The following is a 19,741-nucleotide window of genomic DNA, read 5'->3' as shown; positions in this document are numbered from 1 at the left end:
GGCGCCGCATGACGCGGCGCCCGGATCCTGAAATACGTTCCACCTTCGCCAAAGGAAAAGCACCATGGCACAAGTCATCAACACCAATACGATGTCGTTGAATGCTCAGCGCAACCTGAGCACCAGCGGCAGCTCGCTGGCCACCACCATCCAGCGCCTGTCCTCCGGTTCGCGCATCAACAGCGCCAAGGACGACGCCGCCGGCCTGGCGATCTCCGAGCGCTTCGGCACGCAGATCCGCGGTACCGACGTTGCCATCCGCAATGCCAACGACGGCATCTCGCTGGCCCAGGTCGCCGAAGGTTCGCTGACCGAAATCGGCAACAATCTGCAGCGCGTCCGCGAGCTGTCGGTGCAGGCCTCCAACGCCACCAACTCGGCCAGCGACCGCAAGGCGCTGCAGGCCGAAGTGACCCAGCTGGTCTCGGAAATCGACCGCGTCGCCAAGCAGTCGGACTTCAACGGCACCAAGCTGCTGGACGGCACGTTCTCCAGCCAGCTGTTCCAGGTCGGCGCCAATGCCGGCCAGGCCATCGCCATCGACAAGACCATCGATGCGAAAGCGGGTTCGCTCGGCACCTCGACCTTCGCAAGCGGTGCAACTGACGTACTGGCCGCCAGTACCGACGGCTCGCGCATTACCGGCAAGGTAATGGGCGTGGACATCGGCACCGTCGAGATCAAGGCCGGCGCCACCACTGCCGACGCGTCCAAGGCTGTCGCCACGGCGATCAACGCAAAGATCGGCGAAGCCGGCCTCTATGCCGAGGCGAATGCCGACGGCTCGATGAAACTGACCTCGGTGAAGGAAGGCAAGGCCGTCGTCGCTGCCGACATCGCGCTTGAGCGCAGCGATCTGACCGCCGCGACCGGCGTGTGGAGCGCGAAGACCGCAGCCGGTGCTTACACCGCTGGCACCGCCACCGCCGCCAACGTGCAGAAGCTGGACGTGAGCACGGTGCTTGGTGCACAGCAGGCGATGGAAGTGGTCGACAAGGCCCTGGGTGCGATCAACAGCACCCGTGCCGACCTCGGCGCGATCCAGAACCGCTTCACCTCGGTCGTGGCCAATCTGCAGACCTCGTCGGAAAACCTGTCGGCGTCGCGCAGCCGCATCAAGGACACCGACTTCGCCAAGGAAACCGCAGAGCTGACCCGCACCCAGATCCTGCAGCAGGCCGGTACGGCCATGCTGGCCCAGGCCAACCAGGTGCCGCAGGGCGTGCTCAGCCTGCTGCGCTGATCCACGGCAAGAAGGCGCCGCTACCGTCGGATCGAACCGACGGTAGCGGCAACCCGGAAGCCACGGTGCACGAAGGCGCGGGCCATGCCCGGCCCGGGATCGCTCCCGAACCGGCTTGGCATCGCCCGCTCCTGCGGACCTCTCTTTCAGCGCTGTACCTTTGACTGTACGTACCGGGCGGCTTCGTCTCCCCCCGATTGTCAGTAGCCTGATCCCTCCCCTGCATTGGGGGAGGGCTTTTTGCAGACTCCCGGCAGCCCGCGGTGAACCTACCCGCACCCTGCCCCAGCCTTCCTGCAACCCGCGTGCCAGAACCTGCGCCAGACCATTGGCACGGCACGTGCATCAACGAAGTCCTCAAGACCCAGCGGCGCAGGCCGCTATTTTCGTTGACGACGGGCCACCGCACGACGGCCAGGCCCGGATACCAGGAGAATCACATGGCAAGCTTTGGATACGGTGGCATTGGCTCGGGGCTCAACATCTCGGACATCGTCAACCAGCTGGTCGCAGCCGACCGCAAGCCCGCCGACAACGCGCTGAACCTGCAGCAGTCCAAGGCCAAGATGCAGCTGTCGTCGATCGGCACTGTCACTTCAGCCTTCGACAAGCTGAAGACCGCGCTGACCGCACTGAAGGCCACCACCGCCTTCGATACCCGCACCGTGACCGCCACCGGCAAGGCGCAACCGGCCAACACCGACGACGTGCTGACGGCCTCGGTGGCACTGTACGACCTGGGCACGACCAAGGCAGCGGCCTCCAATGGCACCCACCAGGTGGAGGTGAAATCCCTTGCCACCGCACACAAGCTGATTGCCAATACCTCGGTAGGGAAGACCGACACCTTCGGCGCCGGAACCTTGACGCTGACCGTTGGCGTCGGCGACAAGGCAAAGACGATGAAGGTCGAGGTGGAAGCCGGCGATACGCTGACCACCGTGCGCAACAAGATCGACGCCGCAGGCCGCAAGGAAGGCGTGCAGGCGACCCTGATCGCCTCGGGCGACAACCAGTACCTGTCGATTGCCCAGGAAAAGACCGGCGCCGCCAATGCCATCAAGCTCGAATACGGCGGCAGCGACCCGAAACTGACCGCACTGGTGGGCAGCCTCCAGGAAAACACCGCGGCAGCCGATGCCGAGCTGACCATCGATGGCGTCACGGTGGTCAGCGCCAGCAACACCGTGGCCGACGCCGTGCCGGGGTTGACCCTGAACCTCAAGGTCAAGGGCAAGAGCACCGTCGTGATCAGCACCGATACCACTGCAGCCACCAAGGTGATGCAGGAGTTCGTGACCGCCTACAACGCAGCCATCGCGGCGATCAACACCGAGACCAAGTACGACGCCAAGACCAAGGAAGCCGCCACGCTGACCGGCGACGCGCAGATGCGTGGTGCCTCCAGCCAGTTGCGCTCGGTGATGTCGGGCGTGCTGAAGGAACTGTCCGCCGATGGCCTGGACCCGAAAACGCTGGGACTGCAGACGCGTGGCTACCCCAACGCCGACGGCAGCCTGGTGCTGGACGCCACCAAGTTTGCCGCCGCGCTGGCCAGTCAGCCCGAGAAGATCCGCTCGGCAATCACCGGTGACACCGGCGGTGCCGGCACGCTCTACACCATGGTCGACGGCTACGTCAGCACCACGGTCGGCAAGGAAGGCGCATTCGTCGCCCGCACCAAGGGCCTCAACACCACGCTGGACAACATCGACAAGCGCCGCAAGGACCTCGACACGCGCATGAAGAACGTGGAGGAGCGCTACAAGAAGCAGTTCATCGCGCTGGACAGCCTGATGGGCAAGCTGCAGCAGAGCAATACGTCGCTGCAGCAGCAGCTGGCACAGCTGAACCGCTAAAGGACGGCGTGCAACGCTCAAGTTTGGCGTGTAACGCACCGATAACGGACGCAACAGCAATCAACGCCGCACCGCCGGAAGCGGTCCCCACGACCTGCCGGCGGCACCCCGCGCAAGGAGAATCACGAATGTACGGTTCCAGCCGTCAATATGCCGAGCAGTACCGCCAGGTGGGAGTGACCAGTGCGGTCGCCGATGCCGATCCGCACAAGCTGGTGGCGATGCTGCTGGCCGGCGCGCTGGAGCGCGTGCGGCGCGCCCTGGCCAGCCTCGAGCGTGGCGACCAGGCCGGCAAGGGCAAGGCGATCGGCGAGGTCTGCGCGATCGTCGGCCACCTCAATGGCTCGCTGGATCATGAGGCTGGCGGTGAAATCGCCGGGAACCTGTCGGCACTCTACGACTACGTGCTGCAGCGCCTGACCGAGGCCAACCTGCACAACGACCGTGCCGCCCTCGATGAATCCCTGCAGTTGCTGGGCGAGATCGACAGCGCCTGGAATGCAATCCCGCAGGAACAGCGCCGCCCGGCCGCGGTGGCGCCATGAGCCTGCACGAACTGCACACCCAGCTGGACGCCTTCGAAAAGGCCCTGGGCGAAGACGCCCTCGACCAGGCCGACAGCCTGCTAGACGGTCACGACAGCACGCTGCATGCCCTGCTCAGCCAGCCGCTGACCTCGGACGACCACGCACCACTCAGTGCGCTGTTCGAGCGCCAGCAGAACCTGCTGGGCCTGCTGCGCCAGCGTCGCGATGCGGTGGCAGCACTGATGAATGACGGCCAGCGCTCTCTTCGCGCGGCCCATGCCTACCTGCAGGCAGAATCGCTGGCATGACCCAACTGCCGACAACGTCGCTGCACCATCCCGCCGAAAGCGAGCTGTTCGACGAAACGCTCAGCTGCGAGCTGGCACTGCCCGCCGAATTCCAGGCAGGCAGTGGCACCGGCCGTACCGGCAGTGCCGAGGGCCTGCTGCGCAGCCTGGCGCTGGTTGAAGACAGCCGCGTTGACGAGCATGACGACCGCAATGAAGCCAGCCTGCAATTGCAGCGGCTGGAGGCGAAGCTGGATCTGGCGATGGTGCTGCTTGGCCGCCTGGTCCGCCAGCAGGGCCAGGAACTGACCCTGCGCCCGGTGCGCTGGTCGCGCCGTGGCATCCGCCTGCAACTGGGCCCGCGCAGTGGCGCCAGCCCCGGCCAGGCGGGCCTGGTCCGTCTGCAGCCCAGTGATTGGCTGCCCGACCATATCGACCTGCCGGTGGAAGTGATTGCCGAAGCGGCCGATGGCGGCGGCGGCCACTATCTGTGGCTGCGCTTCCAGCGCCTTGGCGATGGCCTGGAAATGGCCATGGAGCGCCACCTGTTCCGCCTGCACCGGCGCCAGGTGGCCGAGGCACGCCGGGCGCGCTGAAACCTGCCACCATCACGCTTGGCGGGCAAGCCTTGGCGCGCCCGTTCAGCTAAGTTAAGGTGGACTCCCCTACACGGACCTGCTGCGTGCCTGTGCGAGTTCTCATCGTCGACGATCACACCCTGGTCCGCGCCGGCCTGGCGCGGCTGCTGCAGGGGTTTGCCGACGTGCAGCTGGTTGCAGAGGCCAGCAACGCCGAACAGGCGCTGCAGCTGGCCCTGCAGCACGCCCCGGACGTGGTCCTGATGGACCTGTCATTGCCTGGCCGTACGGGTCTGGAAGCGCTCAGCGATATCCGGCTGCGCGCGCCCGGTACCCGGGTGGTGATGATGACCATGCACGACGATGCCGCGCACGTGCGCGATGCCCTCGACCGCGGCGCGGTCGGGTTCGTGGTCAAGGATGCGGCGCCGCAGGAACTGGAGCTGGCGCTTCGCGCGGCGCATGCCGGCCAGGTGTTCCTGAGCCCGCAGATCTCCGCCAAGATGCTGGCACCGATGCTCGGCCGCGAGAAACCCACCGGCATCGCCGCACTGTCGCCGCGCCAGCGCGAGATCCTGCGCCGCATCGGCAAGGGTGAGAGCAACAAGGAAATCGCCGCCGACCTCGGCATCAGCGTCAAGACAGTGGAAACCCACCGCGCACGCATGATGGAGTCACTGGGCTGCCGTCGCGCCAACGATCTGCTGCTGCTGGCCGCGCGCCATCAGCACGAGCTGGAGTGATCCAACTCCACCGTGGGCGTCGGGAAAATGCCGGGTAGAGTCGACTGCCAGTCGACTTGCGCGCGAAGCGCGCGGGCGTTTTTCGTTATCTGACCGGAGAGCAGTCGACTGGCAGTCGACTCTACCAACCCACGCCCGCCCCCTTCACCGGCGTCGAATTCCCGTCATCCCGACACTCCCCGACAGGAATCCGTACACGGCGCAGCCCGATCAATCCGGGCCTTGCACCGGAAATCAGCAACTTAGCAGCGATCATCGTCAACATTCCGCACCACTGTGGGGAATATCCCTACACGCCGTCAGGAAATTCACGAAGCTCCTCAGGAACCCCCCGATTCCGCCACCGCCGGATCAAAAGCAAGATGCGTTCCACAAGGCGCCGGGGAGCGGCGCCGGGGAACCACGATGAAGGCTGCACTCTCGACCCAGCTGGGCCAACAACTTCACCTCACCCCGCAGCTGCTGCAGTCGATCCGGCTGCTGCAGCTTGATGGCCTGCACCTGGAACAGGAAATCCAGCGCCTGCTGGACTCCAATCCCCTGCTGGAAATCGAAGAGCCCGAAGCACCGGCCGCCGACGCCACCGACGTTGCCACCGCGACGCTGGAAACCGCCGCGTTCGACGAGCTGCCGGAGTCGTCGATGTGGGACGTGGCCGGCGCCAGCTGGCAGGACGGCGACGACGACCGCATGGCGCGCATCGCCACCGGCGAATCCACCGACCCGCAGCTGCGCGTGCTGCAGCGCCTGTCGCTGGACATGGATGATCGCCAGCTGGCAGTGGCCGCATTCTGGCTGGACCACTGCGACGAGGCTGGCTACCTGCAGGCGCCACTGGGCCAGCTGCAGCTGCTGGCCAGCGCCCAGTTCGACATCGACGCCGACGGCGTCGAAGCCATCCGCCAGCAGCTGCTGCACGGTGACCCGGCCGGCATGGCCGCCCAGGACCTGCGCGAGGGCCTGCAGGCGCAGCTGCGCAGCCTGCACGGCGCGGTGCCTGCCCGCCACCTGGCCACGCGCATCCTGGACGGCGCGCTCGATGCGCTGGCCGCACATGATTACCCCGCCCTCGCCCGCCAGCACGACGCCGAGATCGACGATGTGCGCGAAGCGGTACGCCTGATCCTGTCGCTGCAGCCACGCCCAGGCGACAGCCTGCTGCCGGAACGCAATGCCGTTGTGGTTCCGGATGTGGTCGCCTGGCACGCCGATGGCCAGTGGAAAGTGGCATTGAACCCGGCCACCAGTCGCCGCGTCTCCATCAACAGCCAGTACGAACAGGCGCTGGCAGAGACCAGTGAGGCCGCCCCGGCACTGCGCGAGATGCTGCAGGAAGCGCGCTGGTTCAGCCGCGGCCTGTCGATGCGCTACGACACCCTGCTGCGCACCGCGCGGGTAATCGTCGAGCGCCAGGCCGCGTTCCTGGTGCGTGGCGAGGAAGCCATGGCACCGCTGACCCTGAAGGAAGTGGCCGAGGAAATCGGCATGCACGAGTCCACCGTCTCGCGCATCACCACCGGCAAGTTCCTGCAGACCCCGCGCGGCACCTTCGAACTGAAGCACTTCTTCGCCGTCCGACTGGAAGGCGCCAGCGTCTCCGGGCAGGCGGTCAAGGCCATGGTCCGCCGCCTGATCGACGCCGAACCGGCCGGTCGGCCACTGGCCGATGAGGCGATCGCCGGCCTGTTGTCACGCCAGGGGGTGAACATTGCCCGCCGAACCGTCGCAAAATACCGGGAACAACTGGACATCGCCCCGGCCCGTGAACGGCGCCGGCTCGGCGCCAGGCAACCACAGCTGGCCCGGGTGGGCTGAAAAGGATGTTGCACATGAACAAGCTTACCGTCCTGCTGGTCGATGACCACGAGGGCTTCATCAACGCGGCAATGCGCCACTTCCGCAAGATCGACTGGCTGCAGATCGTCGGCAGCGCCGGCAACGGCCTGGAAGCGATCGAGCGTTCGGAAACGTTGCGCCCGCAGGTCGTATTGATGGATCTGGCAATGCCTGAGATGGGCGGCCTGCAGGCCACCCGCCTGATCAAGTCGCAGGACGACGCACCGTACATCGTGATCGCCAGCCACTTCGACGACGCGGAGCACCGCGAGCACGCGCTGCGTGCCGGTGCCGACAATTTCGTCAGCAAGCTGTCCTACATCCAGGAAGTCATGCCGATCCTGGAAGGCCTCAGGGAGGAACAGTCGTGAGCGAATCGCGCATCCTTGTGCTGGACAACGACGCCGTGCGTGCAGAGCGCACCGTTGCCCTGCTGGAGTTCATGGACTTCAACCCGCGCTGGGTCTCCGACGCGGCCGACTTCGATCTGGGCCGGCAGCGCCAGAACGATTGGATGGCAGTGATCGTCGGCAGCCTGGACGACAACGCCGCCAGCACCGCACTCTACAACTGGCTGGGCGGCAGCAGCCTGCCTCCGCCGGTACTGCTGGCCGACGGTGATGCCGCAGCCTTCGCGCAGCAGCACGGCCTGCACGAAGCCAACATCTGGCCACTGGAGACGCCGCTGCGCCACGCGCAGATGGAAGCCCTGCTGCGCCGCGCCAGCCTCAAGCGCCTGGATGCCGAGCACCAGGCCGGTGCCGCGCAGGAGCAGGGACCAACCGGCAACGGCCCGGCGGTCACCGCACTGCGCACCATGATCGAGCAGGTGGCCGCGTTCGACACCACCGTGCTGGTGCTGGGCGAATCCGGCACCGGCAAGGAAGTGGTGTCGCGCGCCATCCACCAGCGCTCGCCGCGCCGTGATGGCCCGTTCGTGGCGATCAACTGCGGCGCCATTCCGGCCGACCTGCTGGAAAGCGAACTGTTCGGTCACGAAAAGGGTGCCTTCACCGGCGCATTGACCGCGCGCAAGGGCCGCTTCGAGATGGCCGAAGGCGGCACCCTGCTGCTGGACGAAATTGGCGACATGAGCCTGCCGATGCAGGTGAAGCTGCTGCGCGTGCTGCAGGAACGCAGCTTCGAGCGCGTCGGTGGCAACCAGACCATCCGCTGCAACGTACGTGTCGTGGCCGCGACCCACCGTGATCTGGAAACGCGGATCGCCGAAGGCAAGTTCCGTGAGGATCTGTTCTACCGCCTCAACGTGTTCCCGATTGAAGTACCCGCGCTGCGCGAGCGTCGCGAGGACCTGCCGGCACTGGTGGAAACCATCGCCGCACAGCTGGCGCGAACCGGCCGTGGCGAAGTGCGCTTCACCCCGGAAGCCCTGCAGGCACTGGCCGGCTACGAGTGGCCGGGCAACGTGCGCGAGCTGACCAACCTGGTCGAGCGCCTGGCCGTGCTGCATCCGGGTGGATCGGTGCGCGTACAGGACCTGCCGGCCCGCTACCGTGGCGATGCCGCGCTGGCTGCCGTCGCTACGCCGACGCCGGCACAGCCCGCCACCAGCGAAGAGCGACTGGACCTGCGCAGCTTCTCGTTCCACACGCCCGGCAGCGGCAACCAGCCGGCGCTGGAGCACGGCATCGCCGTCAATCGCCCGGCGGCACCGGCCGCCCTGCCCGACGAAGGCATGGACCTGCGCAACCACATGGCCAACATCGAACTGGGCCTGATCAACGAAGCACTGGAACGCACCCAGGGCGTGGTCGCCCACGCCGCCCAGCTGCTCGGCCTGCGCCGCACCACCCTGGTGGAAAAGCTGCGCAAGTACGGCATCGAACGCGAGCAGGCCGAACTGGCCGGCTGAAGCGCGCTACCAGCATGAAGGGGGCACGAACGCCTGGGCTTGCCCGGGCGTTGGTGTTTTTGAGATTTACAACTTTTCCCAATGCGTTCTGCTTCGTTACGCAATAGCCTCAAGGGTTGTGATTTCGACCAGGGAATGCCATGAACGGGACCTTCGAAGATTCCATGCAGGAAATACTGGAATCAATGCTGAGCGTTTGCCTGGAGTACGGAGAGCATCGCGTGGATGGGGTCTACCTGTACGGTGCAGCGGAAGATGGGACGTCATCTGCAGACGTCTTCTATGACATTGGCGGTCACCTCTACAGGACCAACCAGTTGAACGACGCTCCCGCGGCCGGAAGTGGTCAGCCGTTTGACCTTTCCGATTCCCGTGGCAGCGCCCTGCTGGATTTTCTCTTGGACGATCTTGATCGCCTACTTGAACTTCATAAGAATCATGATCGAGAACCCCCTACCCAGCTGAAGGCGCACTTCGACGCCGTTACGGAAAAGCTGAGCGTCAAGTTCAGCCACGATCTCCATTTCTCCAATACCGAAGATCTCCTGCCTTCCGATATGTTCGAAGCGTGGCTGCAGGAAGTGAAGGAACGCTCCTCAAATGCCCGAGGCAACGGTTAACCCGAAGCCCATGCGAGGCGTCGAATGCGAGCACGCCGCGCCGACCAGCTGAACGAACTCGCAGGGGTCAAAGTGCCACCTGCGGTAGGGAGCCGAAACTCCCGCGTTTACAAGTCTTCCTAAAGACAGCAGCGCCGAACTGCGGTGCATTGGCAAGGACATCCCAAGGAGGTCCACATGCATCGCTTGATCCTGCTCGCCGTCCTGCTCTGCCCGGCCCTGGCCACCGCGGCCAACTGCATCCTGCCCGCCACGCTCGACCAGCGCCAGTTCACCAACCTCAGCGACCCGCTGTACGCCCCGGACAACCCCAATGCCGGACGCATGGTCCAGGTCAGCTTCGCCGGCAGCCAGTACGTGCTCGACATCCTCGGCACCGACCTGCGCATCGGCGGCAGCTACCGCTACCAGCGCCTGGCCCCGCATATCGCGGAACTCCACATGACCGAGGCCCACCCGGCCGGCCCCGCCCACTACACCCTGCTGCTGACCTGCCAGAGCGACCGCCAGGGTCGCTTCATCTACACCCAGCACGACGGACCCATTGCCCCGCGCCAGCGCCAGAATTCCGGCCGATGGACCCTGCAGCCATAGGCCAGAAAACCGACGCCGGTTAAATGGCGCCACGACCGGAGTCAGAGCCGGTTGCGTTGCAACGGGATCCGACCCCGTGCCGACCAACGGTCGGCACCCACCACCATCAGAAGCACCATCAGCAGCAGGTTCCAACAGATCGCGGCCCACTGTCGAAGGCGGGGTGGGTCCGGTTGCGGGGGTGTCCGCGGCATGGATGCCGCGGCCAAGCCCCCAAGGACGGGTTTACGGCGTCCCCCGTAACCGGACCCACCCCGCCACCCCACGGATAGCCCGATTTTGACGTTGATGTTGACGTGGCCTCTGCGGGTGCAGGGCGCAGCCCTGCCACCAAACACCCCCACCCTCACTTCACTGAATCGAAAACCGGTTTCGGCACGGCACTTGCACTGGCTACAGCAGACAACCCCATCCCTGTTTCTGGAACCGTTGCAGATGTCCCACTCCGTCACTTCGATCCTTTCGCAGATCCGCTCCTATCAGACCCAGATGGGACAGCCGGCGCTCAACCCGCTGGGCGAAACGCCTCGCAGCAACGCCCTGCCGGGCACGGTGCTGGACGCACCGCAGGCCCAGCCGGCCAGCTTCACCGAAACCCTGCGTGGTGCGATTGCCGGCGTCAACGATGCGCAACAGAAATCCGGCGCCCTCGCCAAGGCCTTCGAAATGGGCGACCCCAGCGCCGACCTCGCCAAGGTGATGGTCGCCTCGCAGCAGTCCCAGATCGCCTTCCGCGCCACCGTGGAAGTCCGCAACCGTCTCGTCCAGGCTTACCAGGACGTGATGAACATGCCGCTGTAAGGAATAGAGACGCATGGCACTGACGCTCTCCAAGGACAGCCTGAACGCCGAAAAGGCCGGGCAATGGTTCGACCGCCTGCAGAGCCTGCAGATCACCCGTCGGCTGGGCCTGATGGCGATGATCGCGGTGGCGGTGGCGGCAGGCCTGTCCGTGTTCTTCTGGTCGCAGAAGCCGGGCATGGTCCCGCTGTACACCGGCCTGGACCAGAAGGCCACCGCTGAAGCGACCGACCTGCTGCGCGCCGCGCAGATTCCGTTCGCGCTCGACCCGGCCACCGGTGGCATCACCGTGCCGGAAAAGAACCTGCACGACGCCCGCCTGAAGCTGGCCGGTTCCGGCCTGACCGACAGTGGCAAGCTCGGCTTCGAGCTGATGGAACGCGACCCGGGCTTCGGCGTCAGCCAGTTCGTCGAAAGCGCGCGCTACCAGCACGCGCTGGAAACCGAACTGTCGCGCACCATCAACACGCTGCGCCCGGTGCGCGATTCGCGCGTGCACCTGGCCATTCCCAAGCCCAGCGCCTTCACCCGCCAGCGCGACGTAGCCAGTGCCTCGGTCACCCTGGAACTGCGTGGTGGCCAGCAGCTGGAACGCAGTCAGGTGGATGCCATCGTGCACATGGTTGCGGCCAGCATCCCGGATCTCGCGCCGGAGCGGGTGACCGTGGTCGACCAGAGTGGGCGCATGCTCAGCATCACCGACCCGAACAGCGAAGCGGCGGTCAACGCTGCCCAGTTCGAGCAGGTGCGCCGCCAGGAAACCTCGTTCAACCAGCGCATCCGCGAGCTGCTGGAACCGATGACCGGCCCTGGCCGCGTCAACCCGGAAGTGAGCGTGGACATGGATTTCTCGGTGACCGAGGAGGCCCGCGAGCTTTACAACGGTGAGCCGCAGAAGCTGCGCAGCGAGCAGATGAGCGAGAACACCACCAGCACCCCTGGCCCGCAGGGTGTGCCGGGTGCGACCAGCAACAGCCCGCCGGGCCAGCAGGCTGCACCGGCCACCGCGCAGACCCCGACCGAAAGCAGCAAGAACGCCACCCGCAACTACGAGCTGGACCGCACCCTGCAGCACACCCGCCAGCCGGCAGGCCGCATCAAGCGCGTCTCGGTGGCGGTGCTGGTGGACAACGTGCCGCGCGCCGGCGCCAACGGCAAGATGAGCCCGCAGCCGCTGTCGGCCGCCGAACTGACCCGCGTCGAAGCGCTGGTCAAGCAGGCCGTCGGCTTCAACGCCGAGCGTGGCGATACCGTGTCGGTGATGAATGCCCCGTTCGTGCGGGATACCACGCCGGTCGAAGGCCCGGCCTGGTGGGAGCTGCCGTGGGTGCACGATGCCGGCCGCATGCTGCTCGGCGCGGTGGTGGTGCTAGCGCTGCTGTTCGGTGTGCTGCGCCCGGCACTGCGTGCGATCACCGGCCAGAACAAGAAGAACGACGAACCAGCACTGGAACCGCACACCGCGGATGTGCAGCTGGTCGATGACGATGGCATGCCGCTGCCGGCGCTGGGCGCCGACCGGGCCAGCCTGGCCGGACCAGACGCACTGGCCCTGCCGGTGGATTCTTATGAGGAACGACTGCGGATGGCGCGTGAAGCCGTGAAGACCGACTCCAAGCGCGTGGCCCAGGTGGTCAAGGGCTGGGTGGCCAATGACTGAGGCACAACTGACCGGCGTACAGCGCGCGGCCGTGCTGCTGCTGTCCCTGGGTGAGCTGGATGCGGCCGAAGTGCTGCGCCACATGGAACCCAAGGAGGTGCAGAAGATCGGCATCGCCATGGCCACCATGACCGACATCACCCGCGAGCAGGTGGAACGGGTGATGGACCAGTTCGGCCAGGAGCTGGGCTCGAAGACCTCGCTGGGCGTGGGCTCGGACGACTACATCCGCAACATGCTGGTGCAGGCGCTGGGCAGCGAGAAGGCCGGCAACCTGATCGACCGCATCCTGCTCGGCCGCAACACCACCGGCCTGGACGCGCTGAAGTGGATGGACCCGCGTGCGGTGGCCGACCTGGTGCGCAACGAGCACCCGCAGATCATCGCCATCGTGATGGCGCACCTGGAAACCGACCAGGCCGCCGACGCGCTGAAACTGCTGCCGGACCGTACCCGCGTGGACGTGCTGCTGCGCATCGCCACCCTCGACGGCATTCCGCCTAACGCACTCAATGAACTCAACGAGATCATGGAGCGCCAGTTCGCCGGCAACCAGAACCTGAAATCGTCCAACATCGGCGGCGTGCAGTGCGCGGCCAACATCCTGAACTTCATGGACAGCGGCCAGGACCAGGCGATCCTGGGAGAAATCGCCCGCATCGATGCGCCGTTGAGCAACCGCATCCAGGACCTGATGTTCGTGTTCGACGATCTGGTCGACCTGGATGACCGCGAAATGCAGCTGGTGCTGCGCGAAGTGAGCGGCGAGCGCCTGGGCCTGGCCCTGCGCGGTGCCGACATCAAGGTGCGCGACAAGATCACCCGCAACATGTCGCAGCGCGCGGCCGAAATCCTGCTGGAAGACATGGAAGCTCGTGGCCCGGTGCGCCTGTCCGACGTGGAAGGCGCGCAGCGCGAGATCCTGGCCATCGTCAAGCGCATGGCCGATGAGGGCACCGTCACGATCGGTGGCAGCGCGGAGGCCATGCTGTGAGCAACGTCGTGCGCTGGCTTGCCCCGGACCTGCTGGCCCAGCCTGAACCGGTGCTGGAGCAGGAGGATGCGTTCGAACTCACCGAGCCGGACCCGGAACACGAGCCGGAGCCGCCGCTGCAGCTGCCGACCCTGGAGGAGATCCAGGCCATCCAGGACAGCGCCGAGAAGGAAGGCTTCCAGCACGGCCATGCTGAAGGTTACGGCCAGGGTCAGGCCGAAGTGCGTCGCCTCGCCGCGCAGATCGAAGGCATCCTCGACAACTTCAGCCGCCCCCTGGTGCGGCTGGAGAACGAAGTGGTCGGCGCACTCGGTGAGCTGGCGGTACGCATCGCCGGTGCGCTGGTCGGCCGCGCCTATGAAGCTGACCCGGCACTGCTGGCACAGCTGGTCGGTGAGGCCATCGACGCGGTGGGTGGCAGCACCCGCGAGGTAGAAGTGCGACTGCATCCGGATGACATCGCCGCCCTCGCCCCGCTGTTGAGCCTGCCGCCACAACAGCGCCTGGTGCCAGACACCAGCCTCAGCCGCGGCGATCTACGCGTGCACGCCGAAGCCGTGCGCATCGACGGCACCCTGGAAGCCCGCCTGCGCGGCGCGCTGGACGCGGTGATCCGCCAGACCGGAGCCAATGCATGAACCCCGATCCGCAGCCGACGCCGCCACCGGCCGACTGGGCCATGGCCCGCAACCTGCGCCTGGCCCGTCGCCTCGATGGACTGCGCGTGGATACCGCCCATGGCCGTGGCCTGATCCGCGAAGGCGTGCTGCGCCGCGCGGTCGGACTGACCCTGGAAGCTGTCGGCTGCGAGGCGCCGCTGGGGGCCAGCTGCAAGGTGGAAGTGGTCGACGGCGGCTGGGTCGATGCCGAAGTGGTCGGCTTCGCCGGCGAGCGCACTTACCTGATGCCCAGTGCCGAGCTGCATGGCCTGTTGCCCAACGCCCGCGTGGTGCCATCGGCGCGCCGCGGTGGCGTGGAAGTGGGCGAAGGCCTGCTTGGCCGCGTCATCGACAGCGATGGCGTGCCGCTGGACGGCAAGGGCCCGATCCGCGCCGAAGGCCATGTCGGCATGGCCGGCGTGTCGATCAATCCACTGGCGCGTGAACCGATCACCCAGCCGCTGGACGTGGGCGTGCGCGCGATCAACGCGCTGCTGCCGATCGGCCGCGGCCAGCGTGTCGGCCTGTTCGCCGGCTCCGGCGTCGGCAAGTCGACGCTGCTGGGCATGATGACCCGCTACACCGCCGCCGACGTGATCGTGGTCGGCCTGATCGGTGAACGTGGCCGCGAAGTGCGCGATTTCGTCGAGACCACGCTGGGCGAGGAAGGCCTGCGCCGCGCCGTGGTAGTGGCCAGTCCCGCCGACCGGCCGCCGCTGGCGCGCCTGCACGGTGCCTACCGCGCTACCGCCATCGCCGAATGGTTCCGCGACCAGGGACTGAACGTGCTGCTGCTGATGGACTCGCTGACCCGCTTTGCCCAGGCGCAGCGCGAGATCGGCCTGTCGGTGGGCGAGCCGCCGACCACCCGCGGCTACCCGCCGTCGGTGTTCGCCAAGCTGCCGGCACTGGTCGAACGCGCCGGCAATGGCGCCAAGGGCCGTGGCTCGATCACTGCGTTCTACACGGTGCTGACCGAGGGCGATGATCCGCAGGACCCGATCGCCGATGCGGCGCGCGCGATCCTCGACGGCCACATCCTGCTCTCGCGGCGCGTGGCCGACAGCGGCCTGTACCCGGCCATCGACGTCGAATCGTCGGTCAGCCGCGTGGTCACGGAAATCGCCGACGAGCCGTGGCGCCTGCGCATCCGCAAATTGAAGCGACTGGTCTCGGCCTACTCGGCCAACCGTGACCTGATCGCCATCGGTGCCTACCAGCGCGGCAACGACGCGGCCACCGACGAAGCCCTGGAACGCTGGCCGGAAATCATGGAGTTCCTCGGCCAGGACGTTGCCAAGGCCGCAGATCTCCCGCACAGCCAGGCGGCGCTGCAGCGCCTGGTGGAACAAGAGAGTTAAGCCATGAACCAGTCCAAGCGCATTGATCCCCTGCTCAAGCGGGCCCAGGAACACGAGGACGCGGTTGCCCGCGACCTTGCCGAACGCCAGCGCGTGCTCGATACCCATCTATCGCGACTGGACGAACTGCGCCGCTACGCCGAGGAGTACGCCAACGCTCAGATGGCCGCCACCAGCCCGGCGCAGCTGCTGAACCGACGCGCTTTCCTCGACCGGTTGGACAGTGCCGTCGAACAGCAGCAGGCCACGGTCAATGGCAACCGCGAAAAGGTGGAAGCCGAGCGCGCCCGGCTGATCCTGGCCAGCCGTGACAAGGCCGTGCTGGAACAGCTGGCCGCCAGCTACCGCGCGCAGGAAAAAGTGGTGACCGACCGCCGCGACCAGCGCGAGATGGACGATATCGGTGCGCGCCGCGCGCGCCTGGTCCAGGCCGAAGACCAGGACGGCACCGAGCAGGGAGGTCGCTCGTGATGCCCTCCCCACTCGCCGGCAGTGCCAACCCTGCCACGCCGGCCACCAGCAACAGTGCGGCGCGCGCCCCGCGCAGCGAAGGCGGAAAGGACTTCAGCCAGCTGCTGCAGGACGGCGCGCCCTCTGCACCCGCCCCTGCCGGCAGCGCCACCACGCCGTCGCCATCCACGTCGAGCCAGCCGTCGACCACTGACAGCAGTGGCCAGGCACCAGGCGAACGCAGCGACGCCGAAGCGGTAACCGCTGAAGCGCCGCCGCCAGCGCCCGTTGCCGTGCCCCCGGCTGCACCCGCTACCGACAAGGACAAGCCCGCCGCGACCGAAGACGCCCCTTGGCCGCCGCTCGGTCTGGCCGGCCTGGTGCTGGCGATGCCGACGCCCGTGGATCCGGCCGCTGCCCTGCCGACCACCGCTGCACCGTCGCAGGCCAGCGACGGCAGCGCACTGCCCGTTGCCCCTGCCGCGAACCCGGCACTGCCTGCAACCGCTCCAGCAGCGGCCGCCGCAGCGACGGCCGACGGCAAACCGGCGGCGACCAGCGCGGACGATGCCAGCGCGCTGCCACTGCCGGAGATGATCCTGCCCGGCAAGCGCAGCGAGCGCGGCGAAGGCAGTGACGTGGCCGCCGTTGGCGACCGCGCCAGTGCACCACTGCTGCATGCACCGGCGGGGGGCGCCGTACAGGACCTGAAGGCAGCGCTCGCCACCGGCAACGCGATCTTCAATGGCGAACCCACGCCCAAGCCCGTGCTGGGTGACGACGGCTTCGACCAGGCCATTGGCGCACGCCTGGGCTGGCTGGCCGACCAGAAAATCGGCCACGCCCATATCCGCCTGAGCCCGGACGATATGGGCCCGGTCGACGTGCGCCTGCAGTTGAACGGCGACAAGGTGCATGCCAGCTTCAGCAGCCCGCACGTGGACGTGCGACAGGCTCTGGAAAGCAGCCTGCCGCGCCTGCGCGAGCTGCTGGGCGAACAGGGCTTCCAGCTGGCACACGCTGATGTTGGCCACCAGGCCCCGGGGGGCGACGGCAATGCGTCGGGAGCATCTGGCAACGGTGGGACCGCCGGTGACGGAGAACCGTCGCCGGGCGACACCAACGTGTCGTCCGCACAGTTGATCCGCCAGCGCGGGTTGCTGGACGCATACGCCTGACAGGCGTGCCAACCAAGGTTGGCACCCACCAGGGCACCCGGGCAATAGAGCCGCACCGGCCAGTATCGCGTTGGTGGGTGCGGAGCTTGCTCCGCACGGCCCCACCGCCCCCCGACGGAATTCCGTCGCACCCCTCTGCCCCGCCTTCGGCACACCCCTTGCATATCCCGGTGAAGCAACCCTCAGGAGCTTCACCCCGTGGCCGCAGCCGCTGACAAAACCAAGAAGACAGCCGAGAAGGACAAGGCCGCCAAGCCGCGTAGTCCGATCCTGATCACCGCGCTGGTGGCCGTACTGGCCGCCGCTGCCGCCGGTGGCGGCGTCTGGTTCTTCACCCAGTCCAAGCACGAAGACAAGGCCGCGCAGGCCCCGAAGAAGACCGCGACCCCGGCACCGGCCCAGTATTTCGCGCTGGACCCGGCCTTCGTGGTCAACCTCAACGGCCCGGTCGATGGCCCGCGCTACCTGCAGCTGGAAGTGCAGCTGATGACCCGCGACCCGTCCGCGCTGGAAGCGATCAAGACCCATGCACCCGCCATCCGCGCACGCCTGCTGATGCTGTTCTCGCAGGTCAGCCCGGACCAGATCGCCGATGTCGCCGGCAAGCAGAAGCTGCAGGCTGCGTCGCTGGCCGAAGTGCAGAAAGTGCTCAAGGCCGAGACCGGCAGCAATGGTGCCGACGACCTGCTGTTCACCAGCTTCGTGACCCAGTAAGGGCCCACCGATGAATGATCTGTTGTCCCAGGACGAGATCGATGCCCTGCTCCACGGCGTGGACAGTGGCGCGGTCGAAACCGATCCGGAACCGCCGTCAGGCGAAGCGCGCTCGTACGACTTCGCCAGCCAGGACCGCATCATCCGCGGTCGCATGCCAACCCTGGAAATGGTCCACGAGCGTTTCGCGCGCCTGTGGCGGATCGGCCTGTTCAACCTGATCCGTCGCTCGGCCGAGCTGTCGGTGCGCGGCATCGAGCTGATCAAGTTCAACGACTACATGCACTCGCTGTATGTGCCGACCAACCTGAACCTGATCCGCTTCAAGCCGCTGCGCGGTACCGGCCTGATCGTGTTCGAGCCGACCCTGGTGTTCGCCATCGTCGACAACTTCTTCGGTGGCGACGGGCGCTACCCCACCCGCATCGAAGGCCGCGAGTTCACCGCCACCGAAATGCGGGTGATCCACCTGCTGCTGAAGCAGACCTTCGCCGACCTGCGCGAGGCCTGGGCACCGGTGATGGACGTCGACTTCGAGTACATCAACTCGGAGATCAACCCGCACTTCGCCAACATCGTGACGCCGCGCGAATACGTGGTGGTGTGCCGCCTGCACGTCGAACTCGATGGCGGCGGTGGCGACATCCACGTCACCCTGCCGTATTCGATGCTGGAGCCGATCCGCGAGCTGCTCGACGCCGGCATCCAGAGCGACCGCAACGACCGCGACGAGAGCTGGGGCAAGACCCTGCGTGAACAGCTCAACATCGCCGAAGTCACCCTGTCCAGCGTACTGGCCAGCAAGCGCATGACCCTGCGTGACCTGACCCAACTGAAGGTCGGCGACATCCTGCCGATCGAGCTGAGCCCGCAGGTGCCGGTGTGCGTGGAGAACATCCCGGTGTTCACCGGCGAGTTCGGCATCGCCAACGGCATGAACGCCGTGAAGATCACCGCTACCCATCCGCCAGGCACCCGCCCGCGCGTACCCGTCATCCAGGAAGACCCGCAATGAACGATATCGACGCCCTCGAACCCACTCCGGCCCAGTTCAGCAGCCTGCAGGCCGATGAGCCGAACGGCCCGGACCTGAACCTGGACGTGATCCTCGACGTACCGGTGACGCTGTCGCTGGAAGTCGGTCGCGCGCGCCTGCCGATCCGCAACCTGCTGCAGCTCAACCAGGGTTCGGTGGTGGAACTGGAACGTGGTGCCGGCGAGTCGCTGGATGTGTTCGTCAACGGCACCCTGATCGCCCATGGCGAAGTGGTGGTGATCAATGACCGCTTCGGCGTGCGCCTGACCGATGTGGTCAGCCCGAGCGAGCGGATCCGGAGACTGCGTTGAGCCTGCTGGCCTCCACCCTGCTGGCGGTCGGCAAGACCGCCGCTCCGGCCGGCCCGCAGATCGGCCAGCACGCAGCCGCCGCACCGAGCCTGTTCGGCGCGGTGCTGGCGCTGCTGGCAGTGCTGGCGCTGGTCATCGGCCTCGGCTGGCTGCTCAAGCGCCTGCCCGGCAGTGGTTTCCGCCCGGCCGAAGGCATGAAGGTGGTGGCCAGCCTGAGTGTCGGTGCCAAGGAGCGCGTGGTGGTGGTCGAGGTCAACGGCCAGCAGCTGCTGCTGGGCGTCACCGCCGGCGGCATCAACACCCTGCACACCCTGCCCGAACCGCTGCCGCCGCCCGCGCCCGTGCGCGTGCCGGACTTCAAGAATCTTCCGAATTTCGCCCAGCTGCTGCAGCAGCGGCTGCGCAAGGACCCCTGAC

Annotated in this window: 22 protein-coding genes; all 22 read left to right on the top strand. The window is 66.9% G+C overall.

What is annotated here, in order from left to right; translation table 11 throughout:
- Window positions 1–64: 64 nt before the first annotated feature.
- The 22 genes from AC5P9L_RS19795 to fliO all read left to right on the top strand — a co-directional run bounded on the left by AC5P9L_RS19795 (window position 65) and on the right by fliO (window position 19,740).
- Window positions 65–1,243, top strand: coding sequence for a flagellin (locus AC5P9L_RS19795; protein WP_005413265.1), 1,179 nt, complete (start codon window positions 65–67; stop codon window positions 1,241–1,243).
- Between the two features lie 440 nt (window positions 1,244–1,683).
- Window positions 1,684–3,102 (top strand): flagellar filament capping protein FliD, encoded by a 1,419-nt coding sequence (fliD, locus tag AC5P9L_RS19790; RefSeq protein ID WP_043033573.1) that lies wholly within the window; start codon window positions 1,684–1,686, stop codon window positions 3,100–3,102.
- Between the two features lie 128 nt (window positions 3,103–3,230).
- A complete protein-coding gene (gene fliS, locus AC5P9L_RS19785) occupies window positions 3,231–3,647 on the top strand; it encodes a flagellar export chaperone FliS (protein ID WP_005409561.1) in 417 nt (138 codons plus the stop codon).
- Window positions 3,644–3,937 (top strand): hypothetical protein, encoded by a 294-nt coding sequence (locus AC5P9L_RS19780; RefSeq protein ID WP_005409560.1) that lies wholly within the window; start codon window positions 3,644–3,646, stop codon window positions 3,935–3,937. Before fliS ends, AC5P9L_RS19780 begins: the two co-directional genes overlap by 4 nt.
- A complete protein-coding gene (locus AC5P9L_RS19775) occupies window positions 3,934–4,512 on the top strand; it encodes a PilZ domain-containing protein (protein WP_005413262.1) in 579 nt (192 codons plus the stop codon). Before AC5P9L_RS19780 ends, AC5P9L_RS19775 begins: the two co-directional genes overlap by 4 nt.
- Window positions 4,513–4,604: 92 nt before the next feature.
- Entirely contained in the window at window positions 4,605–5,237 is a 633-nt protein-coding gene (locus AC5P9L_RS19770) for a response regulator (RefSeq protein WP_005413261.1), read from the top strand.
- Between the two features lie 405 nt (window positions 5,238–5,642).
- Complete coding sequence (gene rpoN, locus AC5P9L_RS19765) at window positions 5,643–7,052, top strand: RNA polymerase factor sigma-54 (protein ID WP_227415839.1); 1,410 nt, start codon at window positions 5,643–5,645, stop codon at window positions 7,050–7,052.
- A gap of 14 nt (window positions 7,053–7,066) precedes the next feature.
- Complete coding sequence (locus tag AC5P9L_RS19760) at window positions 7,067–7,444, top strand: response regulator (RefSeq protein ID WP_005409556.1); 378 nt, start codon at window positions 7,067–7,069, stop codon at window positions 7,442–7,444.
- Window positions 7,441–8,946, top strand: coding sequence for a sigma-54 dependent transcriptional regulator (locus tag AC5P9L_RS19755; RefSeq protein ID WP_111189488.1), 1,506 nt, complete (start codon window positions 7,441–7,443; stop codon window positions 8,944–8,946). Before AC5P9L_RS19760 ends, AC5P9L_RS19755 begins: the two co-directional genes overlap by 4 nt.
- 140 nt (window positions 8,947–9,086) lie before the next feature.
- A complete protein-coding gene (locus AC5P9L_RS19750; protein ID WP_012480112.1) occupies window positions 9,087–9,566 on the top strand; it encodes a hypothetical protein in 480 nt (159 codons plus the stop codon).
- A 177-nt stretch (window positions 9,567–9,743) separates the two neighbouring features.
- Complete coding sequence (locus AC5P9L_RS19745; RefSeq protein WP_044570072.1) at window positions 9,744–10,160, top strand: hypothetical protein; 417 nt, start codon at window positions 9,744–9,746, stop codon at window positions 10,158–10,160.
- A 435-nt stretch (window positions 10,161–10,595) separates the two neighbouring features.
- Complete coding sequence (gene fliE, locus AC5P9L_RS19740) at window positions 10,596–10,961, top strand: flagellar hook-basal body complex protein FliE (protein ID WP_005409552.1); 366 nt, start codon at window positions 10,596–10,598, stop codon at window positions 10,959–10,961.
- Window positions 10,962–10,974: 13 nt separating this feature from the next.
- Window positions 10,975–12,621: a flagellar basal-body MS-ring/collar protein FliF gene (gene fliF / locus AC5P9L_RS19735; protein WP_012480110.1), complete on the top strand. Its 1,647-nt coding sequence runs from the start codon at window positions 10,975–10,977 to the stop codon at window positions 12,619–12,621.
- 7 nt (window positions 12,622–12,628) lie between these two features.
- On the top strand, window positions 12,629–13,615 hold the full coding sequence (gene fliG / locus AC5P9L_RS19730; RefSeq protein ID WP_024958226.1) for a flagellar motor switch protein FliG: 987 nt from the start codon (window positions 12,629–12,631) through the stop codon (window positions 13,613–13,615).
- Window positions 13,612–14,253: a FliH/SctL family protein gene (locus AC5P9L_RS19725; protein ID WP_005409549.1), complete on the top strand. Its 642-nt coding sequence runs from the start codon at window positions 13,612–13,614 to the stop codon at window positions 14,251–14,253. The genes fliG and AC5P9L_RS19725 overlap by 4 nt, the downstream gene beginning before the upstream one ends.
- Window positions 14,250–15,635 carry a FliI/YscN family ATPase gene (locus AC5P9L_RS19720; RefSeq protein ID WP_005413257.1) on the top strand — a complete coding sequence of 462 codons (1,386 nt, stop codon included), beginning with the start codon at window positions 14,250–14,252 and terminating at the stop codon, window positions 15,633–15,635. The genes AC5P9L_RS19725 and AC5P9L_RS19720 overlap by 4 nt, the downstream gene beginning before the upstream one ends.
- 3 nt (window positions 15,636–15,638) lie before the next feature.
- Window positions 15,639–16,106 carry a flagellar export protein FliJ gene (fliJ, locus tag AC5P9L_RS19715; protein ID WP_005413256.1) on the top strand — a complete coding sequence of 156 codons (468 nt, stop codon included), beginning with the start codon at window positions 15,639–15,641 and terminating at the stop codon, window positions 16,104–16,106.
- Window positions 16,106–17,263, top strand: a complete 1,158-nt coding sequence (locus AC5P9L_RS19710; RefSeq protein WP_111196705.1) for a flagellar hook-length control protein FliK — start codon at window positions 16,106–16,108, stop codon at window positions 17,261–17,263. Before fliJ ends, AC5P9L_RS19710 begins: the two co-directional genes overlap by 1 nt.
- 198 nt (window positions 17,264–17,461) lie before the next feature.
- On the top strand, window positions 17,462–17,977 hold the full coding sequence (locus AC5P9L_RS19705; protein ID WP_062606966.1) for a flagellar basal body-associated FliL family protein: 516 nt from the start codon (window positions 17,462–17,464) through the stop codon (window positions 17,975–17,977).
- A 10-nt stretch (window positions 17,978–17,987) separates the two neighbouring features.
- Window positions 17,988–18,992, top strand: coding sequence for a flagellar motor switch protein FliM (fliM, locus tag AC5P9L_RS19700; RefSeq protein ID WP_005409544.1), 1,005 nt, complete (start codon window positions 17,988–17,990; stop codon window positions 18,990–18,992).
- Window positions 18,989–19,324 carry a flagellar motor switch protein FliN gene (fliN, locus tag AC5P9L_RS19695; RefSeq protein WP_227415838.1) on the top strand — a complete coding sequence of 112 codons (336 nt, stop codon included), beginning with the start codon at window positions 18,989–18,991 and terminating at the stop codon, window positions 19,322–19,324. Before fliM ends, fliN begins: the two co-directional genes overlap by 4 nt.
- Window positions 19,321–19,740 (top strand): flagellar biosynthetic protein FliO, encoded by a 420-nt coding sequence (gene fliO, locus AC5P9L_RS19690; protein WP_005409542.1) that lies wholly within the window; start codon window positions 19,321–19,323, stop codon window positions 19,738–19,740. Before fliN ends, fliO begins: the two co-directional genes overlap by 4 nt.
- Window position 19,741 lies beyond the last annotated feature (1 nt).

The organism is Stenotrophomonas sp. YJH_SMC_64, assembly GCF_059371375.1.
This window is presented reverse-complemented; position numbering and strand designations above follow the sequence as displayed.